This window comes from Nakamurella multipartita DSM 44233 (genome assembly GCF_000024365.1).
In the GTDB taxonomy this organism is placed as follows: Bacteria; Actinomycetota; Actinomycetes; order Mycobacteriales; family Nakamurellaceae; genus Nakamurella; species Nakamurella multipartita.
The window spans coordinates 1158672-1184157 of record NC_013235.1; the positions used below are offsets into that span (position 1 = coordinate 1158672).

17 protein-coding genes are annotated in these 25486 nt (G+C 71.6%); 3 read left to right on the top strand and 14 right to left on the bottom strand.

Translation table 11 applies throughout. The annotated features are described in order from the left end of the window. Positions 1-41: 41 nt before the first annotated feature. The 5 genes from NAMU_RS05250 to NAMU_RS05270 are packed head-to-tail and all read right to left on the bottom strand — an operon-like array spanning position 42 to position 7031. Positions 42-2003, bottom strand: a complete 1962-nt coding sequence (locus NAMU_RS05250) for a putative baseplate assembly protein (RefSeq protein WP_015746371.1) — start codon at positions 2001-2003, stop codon at positions 42-44. 1 nt (position 2004) lies between these two features. Beyond that, the gene (locus tag NAMU_RS05255; protein WP_217180761.1) at positions 2005-2454 is read right to left on the bottom strand and encodes a GPW/gp25 family protein; all 450 of its coding nucleotides are present in this window, start codon (positions 2452-2454) and stop codon (positions 2005-2007) included. Further along, entirely contained in the window at positions 2454-4238 is a 1785-nt protein-coding gene (locus NAMU_RS05260; RefSeq protein WP_015746373.1) for a phage baseplate assembly protein V, read from the bottom strand. The genes NAMU_RS05255 and NAMU_RS05260 overlap by 1 nt, the downstream gene beginning before the upstream one ends. Beyond that, complete coding sequence (locus NAMU_RS05265; RefSeq protein WP_015746374.1) at positions 4235-4894, bottom strand: CIS tube protein; 660 nt, start codon at positions 4892-4894, stop codon at positions 4235-4237. Before NAMU_RS05265 ends, NAMU_RS05260 begins: the two co-directional genes overlap by 4 nt. Position 4895: 1 nt before the next feature. After that, on the bottom strand, positions 4896-7031 hold the full coding sequence (locus tag NAMU_RS05270) for a hypothetical protein (protein WP_015746375.1): 2136 nt from the start codon (positions 7029-7031) through the stop codon (positions 4896-4898). Between the two features lie 2341 nt (positions 7032-9372). On the opposite strand from NAMU_RS05270, the gene NAMU_RS05275 reads away from it, so the two are divergent. Then, positions 9373-9777, top strand: coding sequence for a hypothetical protein (locus NAMU_RS05275; RefSeq protein WP_138179962.1), 405 nt, complete (start codon positions 9373-9375; stop codon positions 9775-9777). A gap of 169 nt (positions 9778-9946) precedes the next feature. Here the strand turns inward: NAMU_RS05275 and NAMU_RS05280 are convergent, their stop codons facing one another. The 9 genes from NAMU_RS05280 to NAMU_RS29085 all read right to left on the bottom strand — a co-directional run bounded on the left by NAMU_RS05280 (position 9947) and on the right by NAMU_RS29085 (position 17954). After that, positions 9947-10429 carry a phage tail protein gene (locus NAMU_RS05280; protein ID WP_015746377.1) on the bottom strand — a complete coding sequence of 161 codons (483 nt, stop codon included), beginning with the start codon at positions 10427-10429 and terminating at the stop codon, positions 9947-9949. Then, positions 10416-10589: a DUF6760 family protein gene (locus tag NAMU_RS29775; RefSeq protein ID WP_015746378.1), complete on the bottom strand. Its 174-nt coding sequence runs from the start codon at positions 10587-10589 to the stop codon at positions 10416-10418. The genes NAMU_RS05280 and NAMU_RS29775 overlap by 14 nt, the downstream gene beginning before the upstream one ends. Positions 10590-10594: 5 nt before the next feature. After that, complete coding sequence (locus NAMU_RS05285; RefSeq protein WP_015746379.1) at positions 10595-11083, bottom strand: hypothetical protein; 489 nt, start codon at positions 11081-11083, stop codon at positions 10595-10597. Next, on the bottom strand, positions 11080-11562 hold the full coding sequence (locus tag NAMU_RS05290) for a phage tail protein (protein ID WP_015746380.1): 483 nt from the start codon (positions 11560-11562) through the stop codon (positions 11080-11082). The genes NAMU_RS05285 and NAMU_RS05290 overlap by 4 nt, the downstream gene beginning before the upstream one ends. Before the next feature lie 35 nt (positions 11563-11597). Next, a complete protein-coding gene (locus NAMU_RS05295) occupies positions 11598-13163 on the bottom strand; it encodes a phage tail sheath family protein (RefSeq protein ID WP_015746381.1) in 1566 nt (521 codons plus the stop codon). An 85-nt stretch (positions 13164-13248) separates the two neighbouring features. After that, the gene (locus tag NAMU_RS05300) at positions 13249-13638 is read right to left on the bottom strand and encodes a DUF4280 domain-containing protein (RefSeq protein WP_015746382.1); all 390 of its coding nucleotides are present in this window, start codon (positions 13636-13638) and stop codon (positions 13249-13251) included. 9 nt (positions 13639-13647) lie between these two features. Continuing rightward, entirely contained in the window at positions 13648-14172 is a 525-nt protein-coding gene (locus NAMU_RS05305; RefSeq protein ID WP_015746383.1) for a septum formation family protein, read from the bottom strand. 115 nt (positions 14173-14287) lie between these two features. Beyond that, on the bottom strand, positions 14288-17089 hold the full coding sequence (locus NAMU_RS05310) for a LuxR C-terminal-related transcriptional regulator (protein ID WP_015746384.1): 2802 nt from the start codon (positions 17087-17089) through the stop codon (positions 14288-14290). A 616-nt stretch (positions 17090-17705) separates the two neighbouring features. After that, positions 17706-17954: a hypothetical protein gene (locus NAMU_RS29085; protein WP_148234214.1), complete on the bottom strand. Its 249-nt coding sequence runs from the start codon at positions 17952-17954 to the stop codon at positions 17706-17708. Here NAMU_RS29085 and rpoB point away from each other — a divergent pair. Together rpoB and NAMU_RS05320 are read left to right on the top strand one after the other, a co-directional pair. Then, on the top strand, positions 17944-21393 hold the full coding sequence (gene rpoB / locus NAMU_RS05315) for a DNA-directed RNA polymerase subunit beta (protein ID WP_015746385.1): 3450 nt from the start codon (positions 17944-17946) through the stop codon (positions 21391-21393). The two genes, NAMU_RS29085 and rpoB, sit on opposite strands and share 11 nt — an antisense overlap. Before the next feature lie 154 nt (positions 21394-21547). Beyond that, positions 21548-25474: a DNA-directed RNA polymerase subunit beta' gene (locus NAMU_RS05320; RefSeq protein ID WP_015746386.1), complete on the top strand. Its 3927-nt coding sequence runs from the start codon at positions 21548-21550 to the stop codon at positions 25472-25474. The last annotated feature ends 12 nt before the right edge of the window (positions 25475-25486 follow it).

Consider the following 25486-nt stretch of genomic DNA (forward strand, 5'->3'; position numbering starts at 1 on the left):
GTCGTGGTCGCCCTCGGCGACCGGTCCGGGGGTCTCGTCGGTCATCGCACGACGACCCGGTGGTTCCCGGACAGGAACAGCGAGTGCCGGTCCAGCCGGATGACGTCGCGGCCGGAGCCGACCCGCTGACGGGTGCGCAGGTCGAACTCGAACAGCTGCACCTCATCGACCCGCTCGACCCCCTCGACGGTCTCCAGTAGTTGGGCGATGGCGGCCGCGTTCAGGTCGACGTCGAACAACCAGCCGGCCCCGTCCGCGCCGCCGGTCAGCGGATTGATGTAGCGGGTCAGCTCGTCGATGGCCCGCTGGCGGACCAGGGCCAGCGGCCGTCCGGGCGGCGCGTGGACCAGCGCGGCCACCGACACCCCCTGGTAGTACGGGGTTCCCACCTCGATGGCGGTGCCGACGATGCGGTGCCGGTCCAGGTGATCGGTAATCGTGCGCATCAGCGGGGCGGCCAGCGCGTAGTCGTCGAGCTGCTGCGCCTTGGGATCGGTGCGCACGGCCGGCACCACCAGCAGCCGCACCGGGCCCCGCCCGGTCGCCGACGGCAGGCAGCGGGCCCGGGCTACCTCGACCGAGGACTCCAGCGCCAGCCGCTCGAAATCGCCGGCGGTGACGGCGCGTTGGCCGGTGCGCAGGGTCATCGGGCCGCGGGCCTTGGCCTCGGCCACGGTCTCCGCGTCGACCCCACCGGTGGCCGCCCGCAGGTTCACGCAGCCGGACACGAACGGCACCGACGTACGCATCGCGGTGAGCGTCCGGGCCCCCACGTTGCCGGCCGCCCCGCCGCCGAAACGGTAGCCGGTGACGGCGATCTCGGCACCGTCCCGGGGGATCATGCCGTGCTGGCGGACCGATCCGTCGGCGTACCGGATCCGCGGCCCGAACCGGACCTCGCCGGAGGCGGAATCCCAGACGAAGTGCCGGTCGCCCGGCCCGGACCGGGAGAAGTCCTCCACCTCGGTCCATTCCACCGACCCGCCGGTGTCGGTCACCCGCACGCCTTCGCCGGCGCGGCGGGGCAGGATCGGCGGGAAGCTGACCCGGTACTCCTGGCCCGGGCTGCCGTCGGAACGCCCGAGGACCTCCGCGGGCGATGGCGAGGCGTGCTCGGCCCGCACGGTCGCCCCGATGGCCTCCGCGCGCAGGTCGTCGATCCGCGGCGCCTCCTGGTAGGTGGGCTGGCCGGCCCGGGCCGGGATCAGCCGCACCCGCAACCAGTAGGAGCTGGTCTCGCCCAGGGTCAGCGACTCGTGCTCGCCGGGCACGAGCAGCACGATCTCGCCGGAGCGGTTGAGCCCGCCGGTGGTGTCGGTGAACACGTCCACCGCGATCCAGGCCTCGCCGTTCCACACCTCCCAGGCCAGCGGTGGACGCTGCGGGTCCACCCCGATGCCCTTGGCGACCGCCGAGACGAACAGCCGGATGGCCATCCCGGCCAGCGACCGGGCGAAACCGAGCAGCAGCGCGTCGCCCGGCACGAGGGCTCCGGTCCGGTCGACCGTGCTGAAGCAGGTCACCGACGAGCCCTCGTAGCGCAGATCGTCGATCACGTCGGTGAGCCGTTCGGTCCGCGCGTCGGTGGTGATCGCGGCGACCAGCTCGGGCGGCCGGATGTCCAGCCGGTCCACCGTGGTGAACACGATCGCCCGTTCGGCCATGGTGTCCCGGGCGGTGGTGATCTGGGTGCCCTCGGGCACGGTGACCACCGCGTCCTGGGCCGCGGACAGCCAGAACGTGACGTCCGCCCGGGCCACCGATGGCGGGAAGGGGTCGATCCCGACCAGGTTCAGAAAGTGCACGTACAGCCGGTCCGGCACCTGATTGACCCGGTACAGCACCATCTCGCTCATCCAGGCGAACAGCTCGATGAGGGCGACCCCGGGGTCGGACAGGTTGTGGTTGGTCCATTCCGGCGTGTACCGGGGGATCAGCCGTTTGGCCTCGTCGACGATGTCCTGGAAGGTACGGTCGTCCAGATTCGGTGCGGGCAGCGCCATCTCAGCCCTCCTCGTGCGGGATCACGTAGAACGGGAACACCAGGTTCCGTCGGTCGTTGGTCGCCTTGATCCGGTACCCGATGCTGATGGTGACCAGCGTCGGATCCCGCGGGTCGGGCACCGGGTCGACGCGTTCGACCTCGACCCGCGGTTCCCACTGCACCAGGGCGTCGCGCACCGCCTGGGCCATCAGGCCGAGCACGTTGGCGGTCACCGGTTCGAACAGCAGATCCCAGATGCGGCAGCCGAACTGCGATCTCATCACCCGCTCACCCGGGGCGGTGGTCAGCACCAGCCGCATCGCCGCGTCCAGGTCGGCGGCGCCGTCGGTCAGCCGGATCGATCCGGTGTGATCCACCTGCAGCGGCCAGAAGAAGCCGCGGCCGACGAAGGAGGCTTCGGGGCGGGCCGGTTCGCGGGACATGGCGCCGGCCGGGACGATGTCGGACATCAGTTCACCGCCACCATGGCGCCCTTGACCGACATCATGCCGCCGGAGGAGACCTCGCCGGTGGCCGAGGCCTTGATCGCGACCTGGGTCGCCGAGGTCTCGGCCTTCACGCTGGCCTTGGTGGTCACGTTGACCCCGGAGATCTCGACGTCGGTGTCGGCCTTGAGGGTGATCTTCTTGCCTTGGATGGTGATCGATCCGTCGGCGCCGATGGCGATGCTGGAGTTGCCGGACTTGATCGTCATCGGTTTGCCCGAGGGCACCGTCGCCTCGAACTTCTCCTTGCCCAGCACGATCTGGTGCTCCGCGCCGGCCAGGGTGAAGCTGATGTGCTGGTCGGCGGTCGCGTCGCCGTCCCCGAACTCCAGGAAATGCCCGGCCCGGGAGGTGATCCGGCGCTTGTTGACCTTGCTGTTGGCCACCCCGAACTCCACCGGCACGTCCTGACCGTTGTACACGCCGCCGAGCACGATCGGCCGGCGGCTGTCGCCGCCCTCGAACCCGACGATCACCTCGTCGTTGATCTCCGGGATGAACGTCGCGCCCCGGCCGTTGCCGGCGCCCACGGTGACCACCCGGGCCCAGTTCGACTCGACCTGGTCCCCGGCCGACTTGTAGGCGACCTTGACCTCGCCGGGGGAGCCGTTCGGGTTGCCGACCTTGGTGACCACCCCGATGACGATGCCCTGCCGGCGAAAGCTCGACGAGGCCTGGGTGGACAGCGCGTCGACCAGGGAGGACGGCCGGCGGTCGCCGGCGGTGAAGCGGGTGCTGAAACCCCGGCGGTTGTAGACGTGTTCGATCTCGGTGACGTGGTAATTGCCCGACGCCGGACCCGAACCGGTCACCGCCACCGTGGATCCCGGCACCACGGCTGGTTCGACCTGCACCGTGGTGCCGCGGGCGGTCACCGCCCCCGAGCTCCAGCGGCCGGCCAGCCGGTTGGCCAGCACCTCCGCGTCGGACTGGTCCAGCGGCACCTCGCTGGCCGTCACCGTCTTGGCCCGGCTGGAAAGGTCGCTGGCCTGGATGAACGGCTCGACCAGCGTCGGCACGCTGGACGTGCTGGCCGCCCGCCCCTGCGCGGTGACCGCCTGCTTAGTCTGCGGCCACCAGCCGTGCACCACCGGCTCGGCCGGGTGCAGGGCGCTGGCCCGGACGGTGAACGCGGTCAGCGTCGGGTCGTCGCCGAAGCCGAGGGAGGCGACCGGCTGCGCGTCCGTCGGCGCCGCCAGCACCAGCGTCGATTCCTCCACCCACCAGTCGTTGCCGGTCCGGTCGGCGATCTCGGTCAGGAAGCCGAAGTCGGTGTCGGACTGCATCAGGTAGTCCTGCTGCACGGTCAACGCGTCGGTGCCGCCGCGGTTCTCGAAGCTCAGGCCCTGCTCCCGGCAGATCTGGCCGATCACCTCGCCGTAGGTGATGGCGGCGAACGTGCGGATCTTGGCGCCCAGGGTGAGCTTGTAGGACAGGTCGTCGACGACGACGGTGAACTCGGGCTGCCCGTACTCGATACTCAGGTCGACCCCGGTGACCTCACCGGAGAGCAGCACCTGCCCGGAGCCGGCGGCGACCGAGACGGTGGCGCCGATGGCGAAAGTGCCGCCGGCGGCCAGGGCGTGGCCGGCATCGTCGAAGCGCAGCGTGGCCCGACCGGGCAAGCGCAGGCCCCGGGTGATGCGCAGCTCCATCAACGCGGCCAGCGCGCTCGCCGCCAGCGGCGCCCCGTTGACCTGCAGCACCGGGGCCGTTCGGTTGATGGACAGGGGATGGGCCATCGTCATTCGGTGCCTCCCGGGATGGACAGCAGGGAACCCGGCCGCAGCGCGAGCGGATCGGCAATGGCGTTGGCGCCGGCGATCTGCCGCCAGCGGGTGGAATCGCCGTAGTACTTGGCCGAGATCCGATCGAGGGTCTCGCCGGGTTGGACCCGGTGCACCCGGTGCGGGTTCGGGGTGCCGGAGGTCGGGTTCTGCGGACCGAACGCGTCCGACGGGGCGAACTGGCGCAGGCTCAGGTCGACCTCGGCGCGCAGCGGCACCCCGGTCGAGGAGAAGTAGGTGAACCGCAGCGTCAGATCGGTGACGACCGCCTTGAACGAGTGCAGGTTGCCCCAGTGGAACACCACGTACGGCGGCCGGGCGTTGTTGCTCTGCGCGTCGGTGCCCGGCAGCGACGAGTCGACGTCCATCAGCTTGAGCACCTTGCCGGTGTGCTGGCCGACGGACTGGCCGGTGTCGGTGGTGTCGAAGTGCAGGGTCAACCGCATCTCGCCGGACTGCGCACCCAGGTAGCGGACCTGGCCGACACCCTGGCCGCCGATCGAGTCGGCGCGCCACGAGTTCGTCCGCGAGACCGTCAGTTCCGCCGGGTTGAACATACACGGGATGGTGTCCGCGCGGCCCTCGATCTCCAGGAAAGCCTTTTCGGTCAATGGCATCTCAGAACACCCCCGGGGTGAAGCGTCGGCCGCGCCGGGCCAGCTCGTCGAGCACCCGGTCCTCCAACCGGTCGACGATGACGTCGACCAGCTCGTCCCATTCGCGGGCGGTGAGTGCCTCGGCGATCGGCTGGCGTCGCGGCACGGTCTCGTCGGCCGGTTGGCTCATCCGGGACACCTCCGAACTGGTGGGCGCGAAGCCCGATGGACTGACGGGAGACGGTTCGACCGCGCCGCCGGCCAGGCCCGATGCCGTCGCCAGGCCGGCGCGAGCCCGGTCGAACAGCGAGGGCGGGACCAGATCCAGCAGGCTGTTGCGCCGGTCCGCGACCGGCCGGGTGTCCGGCGGTACGGCCGGGCCGGCGAGGGTGACCGATCCGCCGGGCCGATTGCGGCTGCCGATCCGCAGATCGGACGCGCTGCGGTCGGGGCGGCCGCTGCCGGCGAACGACCAGCTCGGATCGGCGCTGGCCGGAACCTCCGGCCCCCGGGCCGGCGGGTTCTGACGGTGCGTGCCCAGCCGGGGGGTCCCCACCGGCGGCGACGGCGGCATCCGGCGGATGGTGGTCTCGGCGGCCGGGGTGATCCCGGTGGCCGGTGGAATCGCCTGGCGCAGCAGCAGTCCCAACGTCCGCTCGACCGACTCGCGAGCCGGGTGCCCGGGGTGGGCGTCGCGACGGCGAAGGGACGCGGCGGTGGCCTGGAGCGGGGCGCCGGTCGACGGGGCCGCACCGGACACCGGGGAGCGGCGCAGCCGGGTGGTCGCGCCGGGTGCGGGCACGGTGGACCGGGTCGCCGCCGTCCGCGGCCCGACCGCGCCCGGTCCCGGGGCGGCGGCGGTGCGGGCGGCGTCGATCGTGCGGGCCGACCCGATCGACGGCAGCCGGTACGCGGCCGAGCCGGTCGGGATCAGCGACTGCAGCGAGTGCGGAACCTGGTACGCGGCCAGTGCTGTCGCGGTGGGCCCGGCCGAGGCTGGGGTGAACGCGGCAGGGGTGAACGCGGCTGGGGTGAAGGTGGCTGGGGTGAAGGTGGCTCGGCTGGACGCGGCCGGGGCGGACGCGGCCGCCGGCGAGGCGCCGGTCCGGACGGTCCGGCGGACGGGTGGCGCGCTCCGGTGGCCGGCGGCCGCCGGGACCGCGCGACGATCCGCGCCGACCTGGGCGGCCACCGGTCCCCGAGCCGGGCCCCGGCGCGCCGGGGCCGCCGCCGGCCAGGCCCCCGCGGTCTCGCGTCGACGCAACAGCCCCGCGCTCATCCGGCTTCCGGTCGTCCCGGCGAGCCGGTGGTGGCCCGAGGTGGCCGCCGACGGGGCCGGCGCGATGGTGGTCGGGCCGGCGTGCGCGCCGACGACGCCGGTCAGGGCGCTGGGTAGCCCGGTCACGGCCAGCGGCGCGGCGCTCCGGTGGGCCGCGGCCATGGTTCGGCGCAGCTCGGCGGCGCCGCCGGCCCCGCCGAGCACATCGCCTCGGAATTGCCCGGCCCTGGCCGGGATGCCGGCGCCGATGGTGCCGCTGATCGCGCTGCCATCGCCTCGGAGTTGCCCGGTCCTCGCGGGAGTGCCCGCGCCGACGGTGCTGCTGGTCGCGGTGATCTCTCGGGTGATCTCGCCGGAGGTCTGGGCGGACCCGCCGAGCGGCCGGGTGAGGTGGCGGCGGATCAGCGGGGCGGGCATCCGGTTGCCGGTGGCCGTGGCGGTGAACCGATCGCCGGACGCGGCGGCGGCAGACGGGGCGGGGGCGATGCTGGTCCGCGGTCGGGCGCCGGCCAGGCCGGTGATCGCGCTGGGCAGCCCGGCCAGCACCATCGGCCCGGCCGAGGCGCCCGGGGCGGCGCCGGTTGTCGGGGTCGGGGCGAGCGAGCGGCGGATCGTGCCGATGGCGGGCGCGCTGCCGGTGAATCCGCCCGCCGGGCCGCGTTCCGGCGTCGCGGGGCCGAGGGTGCGGCTGGTCTGGCCGGTCTGGCCGGCCGGCGCGGTGAACCGGCGGCGCACCAGGCCGGCGCCGATCCGGGGTCCGGTGATCCCCGCCAGCCGATGGCCCGGCGCGGTGGCGGCGGACGGGGCGGGGGCGATGCTGGTCCGCGATCGGGCGCCGGCGAGGCCGGTGATCGCGCCGGGCAGCCCGGCCAGCACCATCGGCCCGGCCGAGGCGCCCGGGGCGGCGCCGGTTGTCGGGGTCGGGGCGAGCGAACGGCGAATCGTGCCGACGGCGGCGCTGATCGGTGACCGATCTGCCCACGCGGACGCCGCGGGCCGACCCGGCGCCGTCCCCGCGTTCACCGGAACGGGCCGGGCCCGGCCCGAGGCTGCTCCGCCCGCGGCGAGACCCGCAGCGGCACCCACGGCGGCGCCGGCCCACGACCGCAGCAGCGAGAAGGTCGGGGCCGGCCGCGCCGTCGACCGGGCGGGCGCGATGGTTGTGGACCCCCACCGGTTCGCGGGGCCGCCGAGCGGCGCCCTCGCCCTGCCTCCCGCCGTCCAGGCCGCCCCGCGGGACAGCCCGCCGCCCGATCCCGTCAGGCCGGCCGATCCGGGCCTCGGCAACCGGGCCAGGCCAGCCGGCAACGGGCCGCGGCGCAGTGCCGTCCCGGCACCGCCCAGGACGCCGCCGGATCGGGGGCCGCCGACGACCGGGCTACCGGCACCCCCACCGACCCGGGCCGCGCCGACCGGGGCCGCACCGGCTGTGGGGAACCCACCGAGCGGGGCCGCGCCGACCGGGGCCGCACCGGCTGTGGGGAACCCACCGAGCGGGGCCGCGCCGATCGGGGCCGCACCGGCTGCGGGGGAGCGGCGCACCGGACCGGCCAGCTCACGGGAGAGGCGACGCAGCAGGCCGCCCGGCATCGGGCGAATGCCCGGAACAGCCCCGAGCTGACTGCCCGTTCCGGCGGCCCGGCCCGCTGCCGGCCCGCCCGAGGATTGCGCGGCGTGACCCAGCGATACCGGCTCAACACTGAGAGGCGCGCCCGGCCCGGAAGACGACGAGGGTTGGGCCGACGACGATCGCCGGACCGTGCTGCTCGCCGGTTCGGCCGATCCCCGTGCTCCCGATGGCGAGATCCCGCTCCGGCCGGCGGCTCCGGCCGGCGCTGCCGCGGACGTCATCGGGACCTGACCGGCGGTGCTAATGGCGACGGCCGGGGCGGCCGCGGTGGGTGACCCGGCGGCTGGCGCCGGGCTTCGACGGATGCGGCCCTCGATGGCGCTCGGTGGACGCTGTTCCGGGGTGCCCCGACTGGCCGGCGCACTGAGCGAGCCTGCCGCCGCGGCGGCGCCCCGGCCCCGCGCGGAGGAGGCGGCGACCGCCGCGGGACCGGGAGCGACGGGCAGCCCACCGGCCGAGCGGACCCGGGCCAGCGTGGACCGGCGCAGGAAACTCCCGGGTCGCCAGCCCGCACCGCCGCCGGCATCGGCCCGACGCAGGGTCCATCGAGGTGTCGCCGCCTCGGCGTTGGTCAACGCCGATGGCTCGGCGTTCGGGAGGAAATTGCCCGCTGGGCGGGACTTTTCCTCCTGGACGCGGCCCGGCTCGGCCGCAGAGCGCGAGGCCGCGCCCTGGCCGGGGATCGGCTCGGGCCGGCTGGGAGTAGCGGACCCCCCGGTCCAGCGGCGTCGCAGGGCCGTGAGTGGGGGCGTGGTCAGGACCCCGGCGGTTACGCCCGGTTCTCCGGTGTTGGGGAGGAAAGTGCCCGCTGGGCGGGACTTTTCCTCCTGAACGCGGGTCGGCCCGGCCACCGAGCGCGAAGGTGCGCCCTGACCGAGGGCCGGCTTGGTTCCGGGGGCGGCCGACCCCCCGGTCCAGCGTCGACGCAGGGCCGCCGAGCCAGGCAGGGGCGCCGGCCCGGCTGCCGGACCGGACGTCGAACCGGGTTGCGTGGCGGGAGCTGAGGTGGCCGGAGCGGTCGCGGCCGTCACGGCTGAGCTGGTGGTGCTGCCGGCTGGATTCGCGGTCGCCCCGCGGCCGGTTCGGATCGGGCGCGGGGCGCTGGGCAGCACGGGGCGCGCCGGGCCGGGCTGGGCCTGGGGGACGCGCGGGGCCCGGGGGTGCGGTGGTGTGAGCGCGGCACCGGCCCAACGGCGGCGCAGGGCCACAGCGTGCCGAGCCCAGCCGGCCGGGCTCGCCGAACCGCGGGCCCGGGGCGCCGGGCCGGGCTGACCGGCCGGGCTGGGCTGACCGGCCGGGCCGGGTCGACGCGCGGGCTCGGTGGGGGCCGCCATGGTCGGACGCGGGGGAACGGCGGCGGCGGCCGCACTGGTGGCGATGCCGTTCCCCGCGGGCATCCCCGGCGGCGCACCCCCGCCACCGTGACCCCCGCCGTGACCACTGGTGTGACCACTGCCGTCACCACCGCCGTGACCACTGCCCTGTCCGGCACCGGTCCCGCCGGAGGGGTCGGGATGGCCGGGTGCCGGGAGCGGCGGCACCAGCTTGCTCCCCGCCCCCCGCATCGACCCGGTGAAGGTGATCTCCGGGATGCGCCGCACGGCAACCGGTTTGCCCGCCATCGCCGAACTCGCCGCGCCGGGTACACGACCACCCAGCGACGGCACGGTGCCGGCCGCCCGGCGCAGTGACCGGCTGGGCAGGTCGGCGGCCGGCCAGATCACCGCCGGCGGGACGGCCGAGGCCCCGCCCGCCGGCCTGGAAACACCCGGGTGGGCCGGTCCGGCCAACGCCCGCCACACGGACCGCCGCGGACCGGCGGTCGTCGGGGTCGCCCCGGGGTCGGCCGACCCGGTTGCCGACGACGGGCGGCCCGCACTCCACGAGTCCTCGATCCGGCCGCCCGAGGGGTGCCACCACAACGGCGGCCGGGCGGGTCGCTGCCCACCGGCCGGCGCGATCGGCACCGGACCGGCCAGCTGCCGGCGCACCTGAGGCGGGCGGCCGACGCCGGCGGTGAACCGCACCGCGGCGCCGCCGACGCTGCCCAACGGGGCCGGGCGCGCCCGCTGGCGCGGGCCGGGCGTCGCCCACCGCGAGACCAGCGACCGCACAAACGGTGTCGGCGCCGCAGGGGCCGGTGCGGCGTCGGGCATCGGTTCGCTCATCGGGCCGGGGACGAGCTGCGGAAGCCGTGGTGGGCGATCTCCAGCTCCTCGGTCAGCGGGTCGTCGGTACCGATGCCGAACCGGGGTCCGGTCCAGCGCACCGGGTACACCCCCTCCAGCGACCACGCCCGCAGCCGCGAACCGTTGCCGGCCACGGCGGTGATCGCCCCCGTGGAGCGCACGAGCTTGTTCCCGTTCGCGGCGAATCCCTCCCCGGCGGTCTTGTTCATCCAGTCGAACAGGGCATCGGCGTCGGTCAGCCCGCGGGTGAAGGTGATGGTCGGCCACTCGAGCCGGCCGGGCAGCCGGTGCACGAACCCGTTCTGCCCGCCCTCGGCCACCTCGACGAACCGCGAACTCACCTCGAGACCGGCCACGCTGGCGAACAACCCGATCTCGACGCCGTCGACCTCGAACAGGAACCGTGAGCCCAGCGCCGGATCGCCACCGAGATACCGGGCCGATTCAGGCGAACTCACGGACCACCTCCCACGCTCGCTCGTTCAGCCCCGCCACCGACCGGACCAGCCGGACCCGGTCCAGGTGCTCCAGGTCCAGCAGGTCGTCCAGCGGCCAGTGCAGGTGATAGGCCAGGTAGGCCACTTCCTGCCAGATGACCTCAACCGGATACCGCAACATCGCGATCAGGCCGGGACGCGGGGGATTTCCTCGATGCGCGCCCGCGGCATCGGCGGTGCGGTGACGCCGGGGCCCGCGGCCGGGGCGGCCGGCGACCCGGCAACCGCCGGGTCGGGAGCCGGCCGCGGAGCCGGGGCCGACACCCCGATCAGCGGCGACGCCTGCGCCTGAACGGCCAGCAGTTGCTCGTATTCCTCCTGGCTGCCGAAGTTGATCACGCCGTAGAAGTCCTGCAGGAACGCCAGATCCGCGGCGAACAGCCCCTCGATCTCGTGCGGCGTCACCAGGTCCAGCGAGCCCAGGTTCTGCACCACCCGGGCCAGGATCAGCACGGTCAACCGCGGGTCGTCCGGGCCCTGAACGGTCGGGTCGCGTAGCGGTTCCAGCTCGTCCCGGGCCGTGGCCAGTCGCATCCGACCGGTCCGGTGCAGATCCCCGTTCCGGTCGACATAGCCGCGTGGGAGCGTGAACTCGTACGCGGTGGTCAGGCTCACTTCACCCTCGCCAGGCTCTCGACGGTAAGCGTGATCGTCTCCTTGACCGGGTCGTTGGACTCCACCGACAGCTGGTCGGTGGAGATCTTGGACGGCCAGCCGTTGGTGAAGTTGAACCGGGCGATCTCGGCGTTGGTCGAGTCGTACATCACGATCGAGCCGCTCTTGCGGTTGTTGGTCCGGTCGGAGAGCAGGATGCCCTTGTCCCGGATGTCGTTGAACCACCCCCAGAGCTTGTCCTGGGTCATGTCCGGCGGGGCCATCCGGACCAGCGACAGGTCGGGGGCCTTGTTCGACTTGCCCAGGGTCTTGACGACCTGGACCTTGCCGTTCGCCCCGGCCTGTTCCATGGTGACCACCTCCATCTCGATGTCCAGACCGCTGACGCTGGACAGGATGGACACGACGGAGCCGTCGATCTCCAGGAAGAAGTTCTGGCTGACGATCGGGTCGGTGTTGATCAGTTCCGCATTGGGCATGTTCGTCTCCTTGAATGGCGTGAGGGATCAGACGGTCAGTTCGCGACCTGCTTGTGCTGGGCGATGCGGAAGACGACGAACTCGGCCGGCTTGACCGGCGCGATGCCCACCTCGACGATCAGCAGGCCCTGGTCGATCGATTCCGGCGGGTTGTTCTCGGCGTCGCACTTGACGTAGAAGGCCTGGTCGACGGACTGGCCGAACAGGGCACCGGCGCTCCACAACCCGCGCAGGAACGCATTGAGGGTGCGCTTGATGCCCTCCCACAGGGACACGTCGTTGGGCTCGAATACCGCCCACTGGGTGCCGTCGGCGATGGTCTTCTCGACCATGTTGAACAGCCGGCGGACGTTGATGTAGCGCCAGTCCGAGTCGCTGGCCAGGGTCCGCGCCCCCCAGATGCGGATGCCGCGGGTGCCGAACGGGCGGATGCAGTTGATGCCGATCGGGTTGAGCACGGCCTGCTCGTTCTGGGTGACGCCGTAGGCGACATCCAGGCAGCCGCGGATGGTGTCGTTCGCCGGCGCCTTCCACACCCCGCGGGTCTCGTCGGTGCGGGCCCACACGCCGGCGATGTGCCCGCTGGGCGGGATGAACACCTCGGCGTCGCCGTTGACCCCGATCGGGTTCTCCACCTTGATCCACGGGTAGTACAGCGCCGCGTAGGGGGAGTCGTACATGGCGACGTCGCTGCGCCAGTCGCGGATCTGCTGCGGCGTCATGCCGGGCGGCGCGTCCAGCACGGCCATCCGGTTGCCGTTCTGCTCGCAGTGGCTGATCAGCGCCGTCTGCACGGCCTTCCACAGGTTCAGATCGACGGTGCCGTCGTCCTTGGTCGCCGCGGTGATCAGGTCGGGCACCACGACGATCGTCACGTCGTCGGCCACGGCCAGCCCGTTGATGCCCTGGCGGCTGGACTCGGAGCCGGCGAACCGTCGCCCGGTCACCGGAACCGCCGACGGGGCCGCCTTTTCCAGCGGGTACAGGCCCGGTTTGAGCAGCTCGAGCTGACCGGACAGGTCGGTCTTGGACTCCAGCAGCACCTCCACCTTGATCTTGGTCGAGGTGTCGTTGACCACGGTCGCGACGTTGCGCTTGCCGCTGCCCAGGGTCAGGTCGGGGAAGGATTCGACGACCTCCAGCCCCTGCAGGACGTCCAGGGTGAACGGGCTGGGGCCGTCCTCGTCGGTGTCCTGGGTGGTCACGCGGAGGGTGAGATCGGCGTCCGGCTCGAGACTCTCGACGGCCAGTGGCAGTCCGAGGGCGCGGTCCGCGGCGGGCAGCTCCCGGCGGGAGGGCTCGCCCGACGGTGCGGTGTTGGGCACCCGGACGATGTAGGCCAGCGCCCCGCCATTGGCGAAGTAGCCGTACACCGACAGCGGCAGCACGGCCCCGGGGGTGAACCCGCCGTAGCTGGCCTCGAATTGCGACCAGCTGGTGACCAGGCGGGGGGCCAGCCCCTCCGGATCGCCCGGGTCGTCGGTCGGGAAGCGCTCGGTGAAGCCGACGAAGGCGGTCACCGCCGTCGGGGCGGCGGCCAGCACCTTTTGGGTCGACGCCACTTCTTCGACGTACACACCGGGCGCGGCGTAGGTGGGCATCTGGGCTCCTGTCGGGGTCGGACGGGCGGGTGAGGGATGGTCGGGGGACTACGGCGGATTTGCGGCCGGCGCGCGGAGGGTCATGTCAGGCCGCCGTGGTCCGGACGGCACCGGGCATGGTGATGGCGATGACGCCGGCGAAGGCGCAGAAGCACTGCGCGCCGGCGACCACCACCGGCGCACCCCCCGCGGTCATCTGCGGGGCCAGCGGCGTCCACGGTGCGGTCACGACCGGGACGCACGGCATCGGGGTGAGCACGCCCAGCGCCGCCGCGGTGGCCGCGGCGACGGTGGGGTTGGCCAGCGACTGGCACAGCCCGAACGGCGGGATGTTGGCGCCGGGGACGATGTCGGTGATGTTGGCGACCGGCCGGCCCTCCACCGTCGGCCGGGGCGCCACCACGTTCAGCGTGGACGGGGCCAGCCCGAACGAGCAGGTGATCATCGCCCCGGAGACCGCGCACGGCTTACCCATTACGCGCGCTCACTGCTTGGACGCCTTGGCCGAGCTGGTCAGCTCGGCGCCGGTGGTGGTGATGAAGCAGACGATGGAGCGGTCGTCGTTCTGCTCCCAGCCCCGGGCCGACGGCACCAGATAGGTGAAGAACAGCGACGAGTCCAGATAGCTGATGCCGACGTACTGCTCGAACTGCTGGGCGCAGTTGGCGTCGGCGTAGGACTTCAGGTCGGCATCACCGGGAAAGGCGTCGCCGGTGACGCCGGTCGGCGGCTGGTAGTCGACGATGGCGTACGACTCCTGCTGGTGCGGGGTGTCGCAGGGAATCGAGCCCAGGGTGGCGATCTCGGCCTGCACCTCCTGCTGCGCGGTGAAGCACTGGCCGGGTTGCACGTCCAGCACGGAGATCTCGACCGGCTTGGGGGCGTCGGCGTCGCTGCCGGAGAACCAGCTGCAGCCGGTCAGGCAGACCGCGGTCGTGCCCGCCCCGATGGCGTACCCGATTGCGGAGCCGACCCGGCGCACGGTGCGGCGGTGCAGTGCGAGCGCCACCGCGTTCACCCCCGTCGGCCGACCGTCGGACACCCTGCCCGGCGGCAGCGTGCCCGATGAGCCCACCAGTCGGGGCGCTGACCAGGCATCGGGCGAACGCCCTATTTCGCTCCGATCAGCCCACCGGGGTCTGCAGCAACCCGGTCCGGTAGGCCAGGGCGACGGCCTCGGCCCGGCCCCGGACCTCGAGCTTGCGGTAGATGCTCACGCTGTGGTGCATCACGGTTTTCGTGGACAGGAAGAAGTCGGTGGCGATCTGGGCGTTGGTCCGCCCGCTGGCGATCGCGGCCAGGATCTCCAGTTCGCGGGCGGTCAGCTCGTGCAGCCGGTCGCGGGTCGCCGCTCCGGCCGCCGCCGGGGCTGCGGCCAGGGCGGGGGTGGCCCGCGGCGGTTCGGGCACCGCAGCCGGGAGCGCGGCCGGGGATTCGGACTGGGATCCGGACTGGGATCCGGACGGGGGTGCGGCGTCGATCGGCGGCGGGGCCGGGGCCGCCGGCAGGGCGGCGACCTCGACCGCGATGCCCATCGCCCAGCCGCGCAGCCAACTCCACGCCGGGGTGTCGCAACCGACGTCGGGGCCGGGGCTGACGCCCGGTTCGCTACCCGCGGCGGCCAGCCGGTAGTCGTGCAGCAGGGTGGCCGGCAGCAGCCGCTCCAGCAGGCCCAGGTGGTCGGTGACGGCGTCGTGCGCGATGGCGATGTCGGCGTGCCGGCCCAGCCGGCAGGCCAGGAACGAGACCGCCCAGGCCGCGCCGATCTCGCCCAGCCGGTCGTCGCTGCGGCGGGCCTCGGCGATCGCCTCGACCAGGTAGCGGGCCGCCTCCTGGGGCCGGTCCAGCTCGATCATGATGGCGCCCAAGCAATTCAGCGACACCGCGTAGGAGCGGGTGTCCCCGCCGCGGCGCAGCCCGTCCAGGCTTTGCGTCATCGACTCGCGCGCGGCCGTCCAGTCCCGCCGGGCCATCAGGTTCATCCCGGTCAGCGCGACGGCCCGGGCGGCCACCCGGAACAGCCCGTTGTCGGTGGCCGCCATGGCCGCCATCTCGGCCCAGCGCAGAGCGAGCTGGTCCTCCCGCTGTCCGACCGAGGTCCACCGCCAGAGCGCCCGGTGCAACAGGAAGACACACGTCCAGTACGGATCGCGCTGGTCCTCCGCGGCCCGCAGGCCGTCGGCGATCATGTCGCCGCACTCACCTGGTTGGCCGACCGCGAGCAGGCTCAGGATCAGGTTGTCGGTCCAGTTCAACCACTCGAACGTGCCGGCCGCCTCGATCGCGGCCGGCCGGACCCGGCGCATCGAGCGCAGGTGGGCGTTGATTTGGACGGGATCGCCGTCGCCGATGGCCAGCCGGCTCCACCAGGCCAGGGCCAGGGTGCGCGCCCGGTCCAGGGCCGCCCGGCCGGGCGCCGGCCGGGGGTGGTCGCCGGCCTGGGGGTCGGCCTGGAAGTCGGCCTGGAAGTCGGCCTGGGAGTCGGCACCGCCGGTCGATGAATGCGCGGCCGGGCCGGCGGGGAAGTCGGGCTCGGGCTCGGTCGCGTCCAGGAAGACCCGGCACCAGCGCATGCCCTCGGTGGTCGAGCCGCGCAGGCACCAGTACCGGCCCAGCCGGACGGCCAGCTCCAAGCCGATCAGGCCCATCCCTTCGGCGGCGCACTGGGCCAGGCACTGCCGGATGATCGGCATCTCCTGGTCCAGGCGGTCCAGCCAGAGTTGTTCGTCGGTCGAGGCCAGCCCGCGCTCGCCCTGCGCGACCAGGTCCCGGCACCAGCGCAGCAGCCGGGTCTGCACCTCGGGACCCTCGCCGGAGGCGGCCAGCAGCTCCCCGGCGAACGCCCGGGCGACGTCGGACATGACGAAGCGGACCCGCTCGGGGTCGCCCGCGGCGTCCACCGGCTCGACCAGGTGCAGGTCGACCATCTCGGCAATGCCGTCGAGCACGTCGTCGGAGTCGCCGCCGTGGAAGACCGGGTCGGCGCCGGGGCGGCGGTCCGGGGTGGTCGAGCCGCCGGCGGCCTCGGCGGCGTCCAGGCTGAACGAGCCGGGGAAGATGCCCAGCCGGCGGAACAGGACCTGGTCGGTGGGCGTGAGCAGCTGATGGCTCCAGGCCAGCGAGGCCCGCATCGACAGCTGACGCTTGGGCAGGTCGGCCGGCCCCTTGGCCAGCAGGGTGAGCATCCGGCGGTGATCAGGCGAATGGACCTGGGCCAGCAGCGCGGCCGGTGACATCATCCGGGTGCGGGCGGCGGCCAGCTCGATGGCCAGGGGCAGCCCGTCCAGGGCCCGGCACAGGGCGGTGACGGCCGGACGCTGGTCGTCCATCCAGGTGGTGTCGGCCCCGACCGCGCGGGACCGGGTCAGGAACAACTCGACGGCGGCCCCGTCGGGGCCGGTGGGCAGTCCGATCAGGTGCAGCACCCGTTCATTGCTCAGGCCCAGCCGGCTGCGGCTGGTGACCACGATCGTCATGGCCGGAACGGTGGTCCGGATCTCGGCGATCAGGTCGCTGATCTGCCCGACCTGCTCGACCGAGTCCAGGATCAGCAGGCCGGGCTCACCCGGCGGCGCCGACGGCGCGGTCGCGGGGCAGGCCTCGCGCAGGGTGCCGGTGGCCGCGTCGAAGCGGCTGAGCAGCAAGGGTGCGCAGACCCGCCGGATGGCCAGGGTGGCCCCGGTCCGGTCCAGGTCGGCCAGCGGGACGAACACCACCGGTCGGTCCTGCCGCTGGGCGACCTCCAGGACCAGCCGGGTCTTGCCGACCCCGCCCTCGCCGGTGATGGTGACCAGGCCCGGCAGGTCGACCATGGCCCGCAGCCGGGCGATCTGGAGTTCGCGGCCGATCAGGGCGGTGTCGGGAATCGGCAGGGGTGATCCGGACGGTCCGTGCGGGTCGGTACTGCGGGGCGGTCCGGCCTCCACAGTGGTTGCTCCGTCTGCTCGGCCAACCTTGCTCATGCATCCGCCGCCCTGTTCCGGGGTCGGAGTTCTGGACTCTTCCTGCTCCGACCGTAGGGAGATTACGAGGCGAATGTCGACAGCACAACAAATGAGTGACGAACGGGCGGCAACGCTGCGCATTTGGGGGTTGAGCCGCGTGAACGACGGTTCGCAACGACGACGATGACTCCCGTCTGCGATCCCGTCTGCGCTGGTCGGGTGAGGTTCACCCGGTCGCCGTGGGAGCGATTGACGTCTGGTCGACCCGGTTTGTCGGATTGGTCCGACCGTGCGGCCGCCCGGGGTCGATCCTCCGGACGGCCGTGTTCGGTTCGGGAGGTGAGGGGAGTCGAGCAGGGGACGAGCGGCCCGGCCGCGGCCGAGCCGGCCGGACGCGGCCGGGTCGAATCGGCGCCGGATGCTTGACGGATGCCGGTCCTGGGGCCAGGCTAGTCATCGACGTCGGCCATATAGCGGGTCGCGTCCTTCGGACTCCACGTCCGCCGGCTCGAAGGTTCGGTGCTCAAGATTGAGCGCTCCTCGCCGGGACGTGAGGCCAGAAGGAGACGTCTGGACAGGCGTGCCTTCTGGTGGTAAGCTACTTGTTTGCGCTGCCCTCTTTGTGCTGCCCGGGATCCAGCCGGTCCTCGTCGCGAGCGAACGCTCGTCCGCGGAACACCGTCTGACCTGGGCTGACACCCGGCGGGTCGGCCATGTCCTGACCATCCACGACAACCACGACCAGCACACCACCTTGGTTCCGGCCGCTCGGCGTATGGGCGGAACCGCGCGTCAGCGAGTAATCCACACAGTGTTTGTCCTCGAAAGGACGAATCTTGGCAGTCACCAGCACGTCCAGGTCCACCGCAAGCAGCCCCAACCGGGTCTCCTTCGCCAAGCTCCGCGAACCACTGGAAGTACCCAATCTCCTCGCTCTGCAGACCGACTCGTTCGCCTGGCTCGTCGGCGGCGCCGACTGGCGTGCCCGCCAGGACGAGCCGACGCCCAGCGGGCTCGACGAGATCCTGGAGGAGATCTCCCCGATCGAGGACTTCTCCGGCAACCTGTCGCTGTCCTTCTCCGACCCGCGCTTCGACGAGGTCAAGGCGAACGAGGAGGAGTGCCGGGACAAGGACATGACCTACTCGGCCCCGCTGTTCGTCACCGCCGAGTTCATGAACGGCGAGACCGGCGAGATCAAGTCGCAGACCGTCTTCATGGGTGACTTCCCCATGATGACCAGCAAGGGCACGTTCATCATCAACGGCACCGAGCGGGTCGTGGTGTCCCAGCTGGTGCGTTCGCCCGGCGTCTACTTCGACAAGTCGCTGGACAAGACCGCGGGTAAGGACGTCTTCAGCTGCAAGGTCATCCCCTCGCGGGGTGCCTGGCTCGAGTTCGACGTGGACAAGCGCGACACCATCGGTGTGCGCATCGACCGCAAGCGGCGGCAGCCGGTCTCCGTGCTGCTCAAGGCGCTGGGCTGGGACACCGAGCGGATCCGGGAGCACTTCTCCTGGTCGCCGGTGCTGCTGGCGACCCTGGAGAAGGACCACATCGCCGGCCAGGACGAGGCGCTGCTGGACATCTACCGCAAGCTGCGTCCGGGCGAGCCGCCGACCAAGGAGAGCGCGCAGGCCCTGCTGGACAACCTGTTCTTCAAGGACAAGCGCTACGACCTGGCCAAGGTCGGCCGGTACAAGATGAACAAGAAGCTGGGCGTCAATCAGCCGACCAGCGTGGGCACCCTCACCGAGGACGACCTGCTCTCGATCGTCGAGTACCTGCTGCGCCTGCACCAGGGCGATGCCGAGTGGACCAAGAACGGTCGGGTCTACCCGGTCGAGACCGACGACATCGACCACTTCGGCAACCGCCGGCTGCGCACCGTGGGTGAGCTGATCCAGAACCAGATCCGGGTCGGCCTGTCCCGCATGGAGCGCGTCGTCCGGGAGCGGATGACCACTCAGGACGTCGAGGCGATCACGCCGCAGACCCTGATCAACATCCGGCCGGTCGTCGCCTCCATCAAGGAGTTCTTCGGCACCAGCCAGCTCTCGCAGTTCATGGACCAGACCAACCCGCTCGCGGGCCTGACCCACAAGCGGCGGCTGTCCGCGCTGGGTCCGGGCGGTCTGTCCCGGGATCGCGCCTCGCTCGAGGTCCGCGACGTGCACCCGTCCCACTACGGCCGGATGTGCCCGATCGAGACCCCGGAAGGCCCGAACATCGGCCTCATCGGCTCGCTGTCGACCTTCGCCCGGGTGAACCCGTTCGGCTTCATCGAGACGCCGTACCGCAAGGTGATCGACGGCGTCGCGACGGATCAGATCGAGTACCTGACCGCCGACGAGGAGGACCGGTTCATCATCGCCCAGGCCAGCGCCAAGCTGGACAACGACGGGCGGTTCACCGAGAACCGGGTGCTGGTCCGGCGGAAGGGCTCCGGCGAGGTCGACCAGGTCCCGCCGGCCGAGGTCGAGTACATGGACGTCTCGCCGCGGCAGACCGTCTCGGTCGCGACCGCGATGATCCCGTTCCTGGAGCACGACGAGGCCAACCGGGCCCTGATGGGCGCCAACATGCAGCGGCAGTCCGTGCCGTTGCTGCGCTCGGAGGCGCCGCTGGTCGGCACCGGCATGGAGGCCCGCGCGGCCAAGGACGCCGGCGACGTGCTCATCGCCGAGAAGTCGGGTGTGGTCGAAGAGGCCACCGCCGACTACATCTCGGTGATGAACGACGACGGCACCCACCGCACCTACCGGCTGAACAAGTTCCGCCGGTCGAACCAGGGCACCAGCTTCAACCAGAAGCCGATCGTGGATGAAGGGGCGAGGGTCGAAGCCGGCGACGTCATCGCCGACGGGCCGTGCACCGACGGCGGCGAGATGGCGCTGGGCAAGAACCTGCTCGTCGCCTTCATGCCGTGGGAGGGCCACAACTACGAGGACGCGATCATCCTGTCCCAGCGCATCGTCCAGGACGATGTGCTGACCTCGATCCACATCGAGGAGCACGAGATCGATGCCCGCGACACCAAGCTGGGCCCTGAGGAGATCACCCGGGACATCCCGAACGTCTCCGAGGAGGTGCTGGCCGACCTCGACGAGCGCGGCATCGTCCGCGTCGGCGCCGAGGTGCAGGACGGCGACATCCTGGTCGGCAAGGTCACGCCCAAGGGCGAGACCGAGCTGACCCCGGAGGAGCGGCTGCTGCGCGCGATCTTCGGCGAGAAGGCGCGTGAGGTCCGCGACACCTCGCTGAAGGTGCCGCACGGCGAGACCGGCAAGGTCATCGGCATCCGGGTGTTCAACCGGGACGACGACGGCGCCGAGCTGCCCCCGGGCGTCAACGAGCTGGTCCGGGTGTACGTGGCCCAGAAGCGCAAGATCCAGGACGGCGACAAGCTGGCCGGACGCCACGGCAACAAGGGCGTCATCGGCAAGATCCTGCCCGTCGAGGACATGCCCTTCCTGCCCGACGGCACCCCGGTCGACATCGTGCTCAACCCGCACGGTGTGCCTCGACGGATGAACATCGGTCAGATCCTGGAGACCCACCTCGGGTGGGTGGCCTCCCAGGGCTGGCAGGTCGAGGGCGAGCCGGGCTGGGCCAAGAACCTGTCCGAGCAGACCCGGGAGGCCGGGCCGTGGACCAAGACCGCCACGCCGGTGTTCTCCGGGGCCTCCGAGGACGAGATCATGGGCCTGCTCGGTTCGACGACCCCGACCCGGGACGGCGAACGCCTGGTTCACACCGATGGCAAGGCGACCCTGTTCGACGGACGCACCGGCGAGCCGTTCCCGTACCCGGTCGCGGTCGGCTACATGTACATCATCAAGCTGCTGCACCTGGTCGACGACAAGATCCACGCCCGTTCGACCGGTCCGTACTCGATGATCACGCAGCAGCCGCTGGGTGGTAAGGCGCAGTTCGGTGGGCAGCGCTTCGGTGAGATGGAGTGCTGGGCGATGCAGGCCTACGGGGCTGCGTACACCCTGCAGGAACTGCTCACCATCAAGTCCGACGACATCGTGGGCCGGGTCAAGGTCTACGAGGCCATCGTCAAGGGCGAGAACATCCCCGAGCCGGGAATCCCGGAGTCGTTCAAGGTGTTGCTCAAGGAGCTTCAGGCCCTGTGCCTGAACGTCGAGGTGCTCTCCAGCGATGGCGTCGCGATCGAGATGCGTGATTCTGACGATGACGATCTCGAGCGCGCCGCGGCCAACCTCGGAATCAACCTGTCGCGCAACGAGTCGGCCTCGGTCGACGACTTGGTGAACTAACCGGAAGCCTCCTGCGGGGGCGGGACTCACCTCCCGCGAGCCCCGTCCCCGCAGGTTCCCTCTTCCACCCCTTGGTTCCAGGCGCCGACCGGCAGTTGCTGCCGGCTCGTCCGGAATCGCCCGCATTACTGACACAGACAGGGACGTGCCACCAGTGCTCGACGTCAACTTCTTCGACGAGTTGCGTATCGGTCTCGCCACCGCCGACGACATCCGCGCGTGGTCCCACGGCGAGGTCAAGAAGCCGGAAACCATCAATTACCGCACGCTCAAGCCGGAAAAGGACGGGCTCTTCTGCGAGAAGATCTTCGGGCCGACCCGGGACTGGGAGTGCGCCTGCGGCAAGTACAAGCGTGTCCGCTTCAAGGGCATCATCTGCGAGCGCTGCGGCGTCGAGGTCACCCGCGCCAAGGTGCGTCGCGAGCGGATGGGCCACATCGAGCTGGCCGCACCGGTCACCCATATCTGGTACTTCAAGGGCGTCCCGTCGCGCTTGGGCTACCTGCTCGACCTGGCCCCGAAGGATCTCGAGAAGATCATCTACTTCGCGGCCTACCTGATCACCGCGGTCGACGAGACGGCTCGGCACAATGACCTGCCGACCATCGAGGCCGAGATGGGCGTCGAGCGCAAGAACCTGGAGAACGCGCGGGACGCCGACATCGACGCCCGGGCCAAGAAGCTCGAGGCCGACCTGGCCGAGCTGGAGGCCGAGGGCGCCAAGTCCGACGTGCGCCGCAAGGTGCGCGAGGGCGGCGAGCGCGAGCAGCGGCAGATCCGCGACCGTGCGCAGCGGGCCATCGACCGCCTCGACGAGGTGCTCGACCTGTTCCGCAAGCTCTCGGTGCGCCAGCTGATCGTCGACGAGGTGCTCTACCGCGAGCTGGAGGACCGCTTCGGCGACTACTTCACCGGCGGCATGGGGGCCGAGGCGCTCAAGCAGATCATCTCGGACTTCGACATCGACGCCGAGGTCGAGATCCTGCGCGACACCATCAAGAACGGCAAGGGCCAGCGCAAGATCCGCGCGATCAAGCGGCTCAAGGTCGTCGCGGCGTTCCAGATGACGCAGAACTCGCCGCTGGGCATGGTGCTGGACTGCGTGCCGGTGATCCCGCCGGAGCTGCGGCCGATGGTGCAGCTGGACGGTGGCCGGTTCGCCACCTCCGACCTCAACGACCTGTACCGGCGCGTGATCAACCGGAACAACCGGCTCAAGCGACTGATCGATCTGGGCGCGCCCGAGATCATCGTCAACAACGAGAAGCGGATGCTGCAGGAGGCCGTCGACGCGTTGTTCGACAACGGCCGCCGTGGCCGTCCGGTCACCGGGCCGGGCAACCGCCCGCTCAAGTCGCTGTCCGATCTGCTCAAGGGCAAGCAGGGCCGGTTCCGCCAGAACCTGCTGGGCAAGCGTGTCGACTACTCGGGCCGTTCGGTCATCGTGGTCGGCCCGCAGCTCAAGCTGCACCAGTGCGGTCTGCCCAAGCTGATGGCGCTCGAGCTGTTCAAGCCGTTCGTGATGAAGCGCCTGGTCGACCTGAACCACGCGCAGAACATCAAGTCGGCCAAGCGCATGGTCGAGCGGCAGCGGCCGCAGGTGTGGGACGTCCTGGAAGAGGTCATCTCCGCGCACCCGGTGATGCTGAACCGGGCGCCGACCCTGCACCGCCTGGGCATCCAGGCCTTCGAGCCGCAGCTGGTGGAAGGCAAGGCCATCCAGCTGCACCCGCTGGTCTGTGCCGCGTTCAACGCCGACTTCGACGGCGACCAGATGGCCGTGCACGTGCCGCTGTCGTCCGAGGCGCAGGCCGAGGCTCGCGTGCTGATGCTCTCGAGCAACAACATCCTGTCCCCGGGTTCGGGCCGGCCGCTGGCCATGCCCTCGCTGGACCTGGTGACCGGCCTGTACTACCTGTGTGGGTACAAGCCGGAGGCCAAGGGGGCCGGCTCGGTGTTCTCCTCGCCCGCCGAGGGGATCATGGCGCTGGACGCCGGACTGATCGATCTGCGCGCGCCGATCAAGGTGCGGCTGCCCGGTTCGGTCAAGCCGTCGAAGGACACCCTGGCTGCGCTGGGAGAGGACTACGAGGCGGGCCAGCCCTGGCTGGCCGAGACCACGCTGGGCCGGGTCCTGTTCAACGAGCTGCTGCCCGACGGGTACCCGTTCGTGAACGAGGAGCTGCCCAAGAAGCGGCAGGCCGTCATCGTCAACGATCTGGCCGAGCACTACCCGATGTCCGTGGTGGCGCAGGTGCTGGACCGCCTGAAGGAGGCGGGCTTCCACTGGGCGACCCGCTCGGGCATGACGGTGGCCATCGGTGACGTCATCATCCCGCCGGAGAAGGAAGAGATCCTGCTCCGTCACGAGATCGAGGCGGAGCGGGTCGAGAAGGCCTACCAGCGGGGCAACCTCTCCCACGAGGAGCGCAACGACGACCTGGTCAAGATCTGGGAGGCGGCCACCCGGGAGATCGAGGAGGCGCTGCCTCCGGCGTACCCGGCCGACAACCCGGTGTCCACCCTGGTGAACGCCGGCGCCGCCGGTAACTGGATCCAGGTCCGGTCGCTGGCCGGCATGAAGGGTGTGGTGGCCAACTCCAAGGGTCAGCAGATCCCGCGGCCGATTCGCTCCTCGTTCCGCGAGGGCCTGTCGGTGCTGGAGTACTTCATCAACACCCACTCGGCCCGTAAGGGTCTGGCCGACACCGCGCTGCGAACGGCGGAGTCGGGCTACCTGACCCGTCGTCTGGTCGACGTGTCGCAGGACGTCATCGTGCGCGAGACCGACTGTGGCACCGAGCGTGGCGTCACCCTGCCGATGGCCGATCGGTACGCCGACGGCAGCCTGCACATCAACGAGTTCATCGAGACCTCGGTGCAGGGTCGGGTGCTGGCCGGTGACCTGGTCGCCGAGGACGGCACGGTCGTCGTGCCGGCCGGTACGGACATGCGCGAGCACCACGTGCGGGACGCGGTCAACGCCGGGATCACCCTGGCCAAGGTCCGTTCCGTGCTGACCTGCGAGGCGGCCATCGGCACCTGTGCGGTCTGCTACGGCCGCTCGTTGGCCACCGGCAACCTGGTGGACGTGGGCGAGGCCGTCGGCATCGTGGCCGCGCAGTCCATCGGTGAGCCCGGCACGCAGCTGACCATGCGGACCTTCCACACCGGGGCGGCGTCGGGTTCCTCCGACATCACCCAGGGTCTGCCGCGTGTGCAGGAGCTGTTCGAGGCCCGGGTCCCCAAGGGCAAGGCGCCGATCGCCGACGCCGCCGGCCGGATCCGGATCGAGGACGCCGACAAGTTCTTCAAGATCATCGTCACCCCGGACGACGGGTCGGAGGAGATCGTGTACGAGAAGCTGCCCAAGACGCAGCGGCTCGCGACGATGACCGTCGACGGCTCCGAGCGTCTGCTGGTGGACGGCGATCACGTGTCGGTCGGCCAGCAGCTGCTCGAGGGCAACCCGGATCCGCATGAGGTGCTGCGGGTCATGGGCCAGCGCGAGGTGCAGCTGCACCTGGTGCGAGAGGTGCAGAACGTGTACCGCTCGCAGGGCGTGGGCATCCACGACAAGCACATCGAGGTGATCATCCGGCAGATGCTGCGGCGGGTCACGATCATCGACTCCGGCTCGACCGAGTTCCTGCCGGGTGCGGTGATCGAGCGCAAGGAGTTCGAGGCGTCCAACCGTCGCGTGCTGGCCGAGGGTGGCGAGCCCGCGGCCGGGCGTCCCGCGCTCATGGGCATCACCAAGGCGTCGCTGGCCACCGAGTCCTGGCTGTCGGCGGCCTCCTTCCAGGAGACCACCCGGGTGCTCACCGACGCGGCAATCAACGCCAAGTCGGACAAGCTCGTGGGCCTGAAGGAGAACGTGATCATCGGCAAGCTGATCCCGGCCGGCACCGGCATCGCCCGGTACCGGGACATCCAGGTGCAGCCGACCGAGGAGGCCCGCGCGGCCGCCTACACGCTGCCCTCGTTCGACGACACCTACTACGGGGCCGACACCTTCGGGGTCGCCACCGGTGCCGCGGTGCCGCTGGACGACTTCGATCTGGGCCGCGACTACCGCTGAGCGGTGGTCCCG

What these genes read in the sequence shown, in the direction of transcription:
- NAMU_RS05260 (WP_015746373.1), bottom strand. Translation starts at nt 4,238, where the DNA reads ATGACGATGGCCCATCCCCTGTCCATCAACCGAACGGCCCCGGTGCTG.
- NAMU_RS05255 (WP_217180761.1), bottom strand. Translation starts at nt 2,454, where the DNA reads ATGTCCGACATCGTCCCGGCCGGCGCCATGTCCCGCGAACCGGCCCGC.
- NAMU_RS05300 (WP_015746382.1), bottom strand. Translation starts at nt 13,638, where the DNA reads ATGGGTAAGCCGTGCGCGGTCTCCGGGGCGATGATCACCTGCTCGTTC.
- NAMU_RS05275 (WP_138179962.1), top strand. Translation starts at nt 9,373, where the DNA reads ATGCGCCGCACGGCAACCGGTTTGCCCGCCATCGCCGAACTCGCCGCG.
- NAMU_RS29775 (WP_015746378.1), bottom strand. Translation starts at nt 10,589, where the DNA reads ATGTTGCGGTATCCGGTTGAGGTCATCTGGCAGGAAGTGGCCTACCTG.
- NAMU_RS05270 (WP_015746375.1), bottom strand. Translation starts at nt 7,031, where the DNA reads ATGGTGCTGGCCGGGCTGCCCGGCGCGATCACCGGCCTCGCCGGCGCC.
- NAMU_RS05250 (WP_015746371.1), bottom strand. Translation starts at nt 2,003, where the DNA reads ATGGCGCTGCCCGCACCGAATCTGGACGACCGTACCTTCCAGGACATC.
- NAMU_RS05290 (WP_015746380.1), bottom strand. Translation starts at nt 11,562, where the DNA reads ATGCCCAATGCGGAACTGATCAACACCGACCCGATCGTCAGCCAGAAC.
- NAMU_RS05265 (WP_015746374.1), bottom strand. Translation starts at nt 4,894, where the DNA reads ATGCCATTGACCGAAAAGGCTTTCCTGGAGATCGAGGGCCGCGCGGAC.
- NAMU_RS05295 (WP_015746381.1), bottom strand. Translation starts at nt 13,163, where the DNA reads ATGCCCACCTACGCCGCGCCCGGTGTGTACGTCGAAGAAGTGGCGTCG.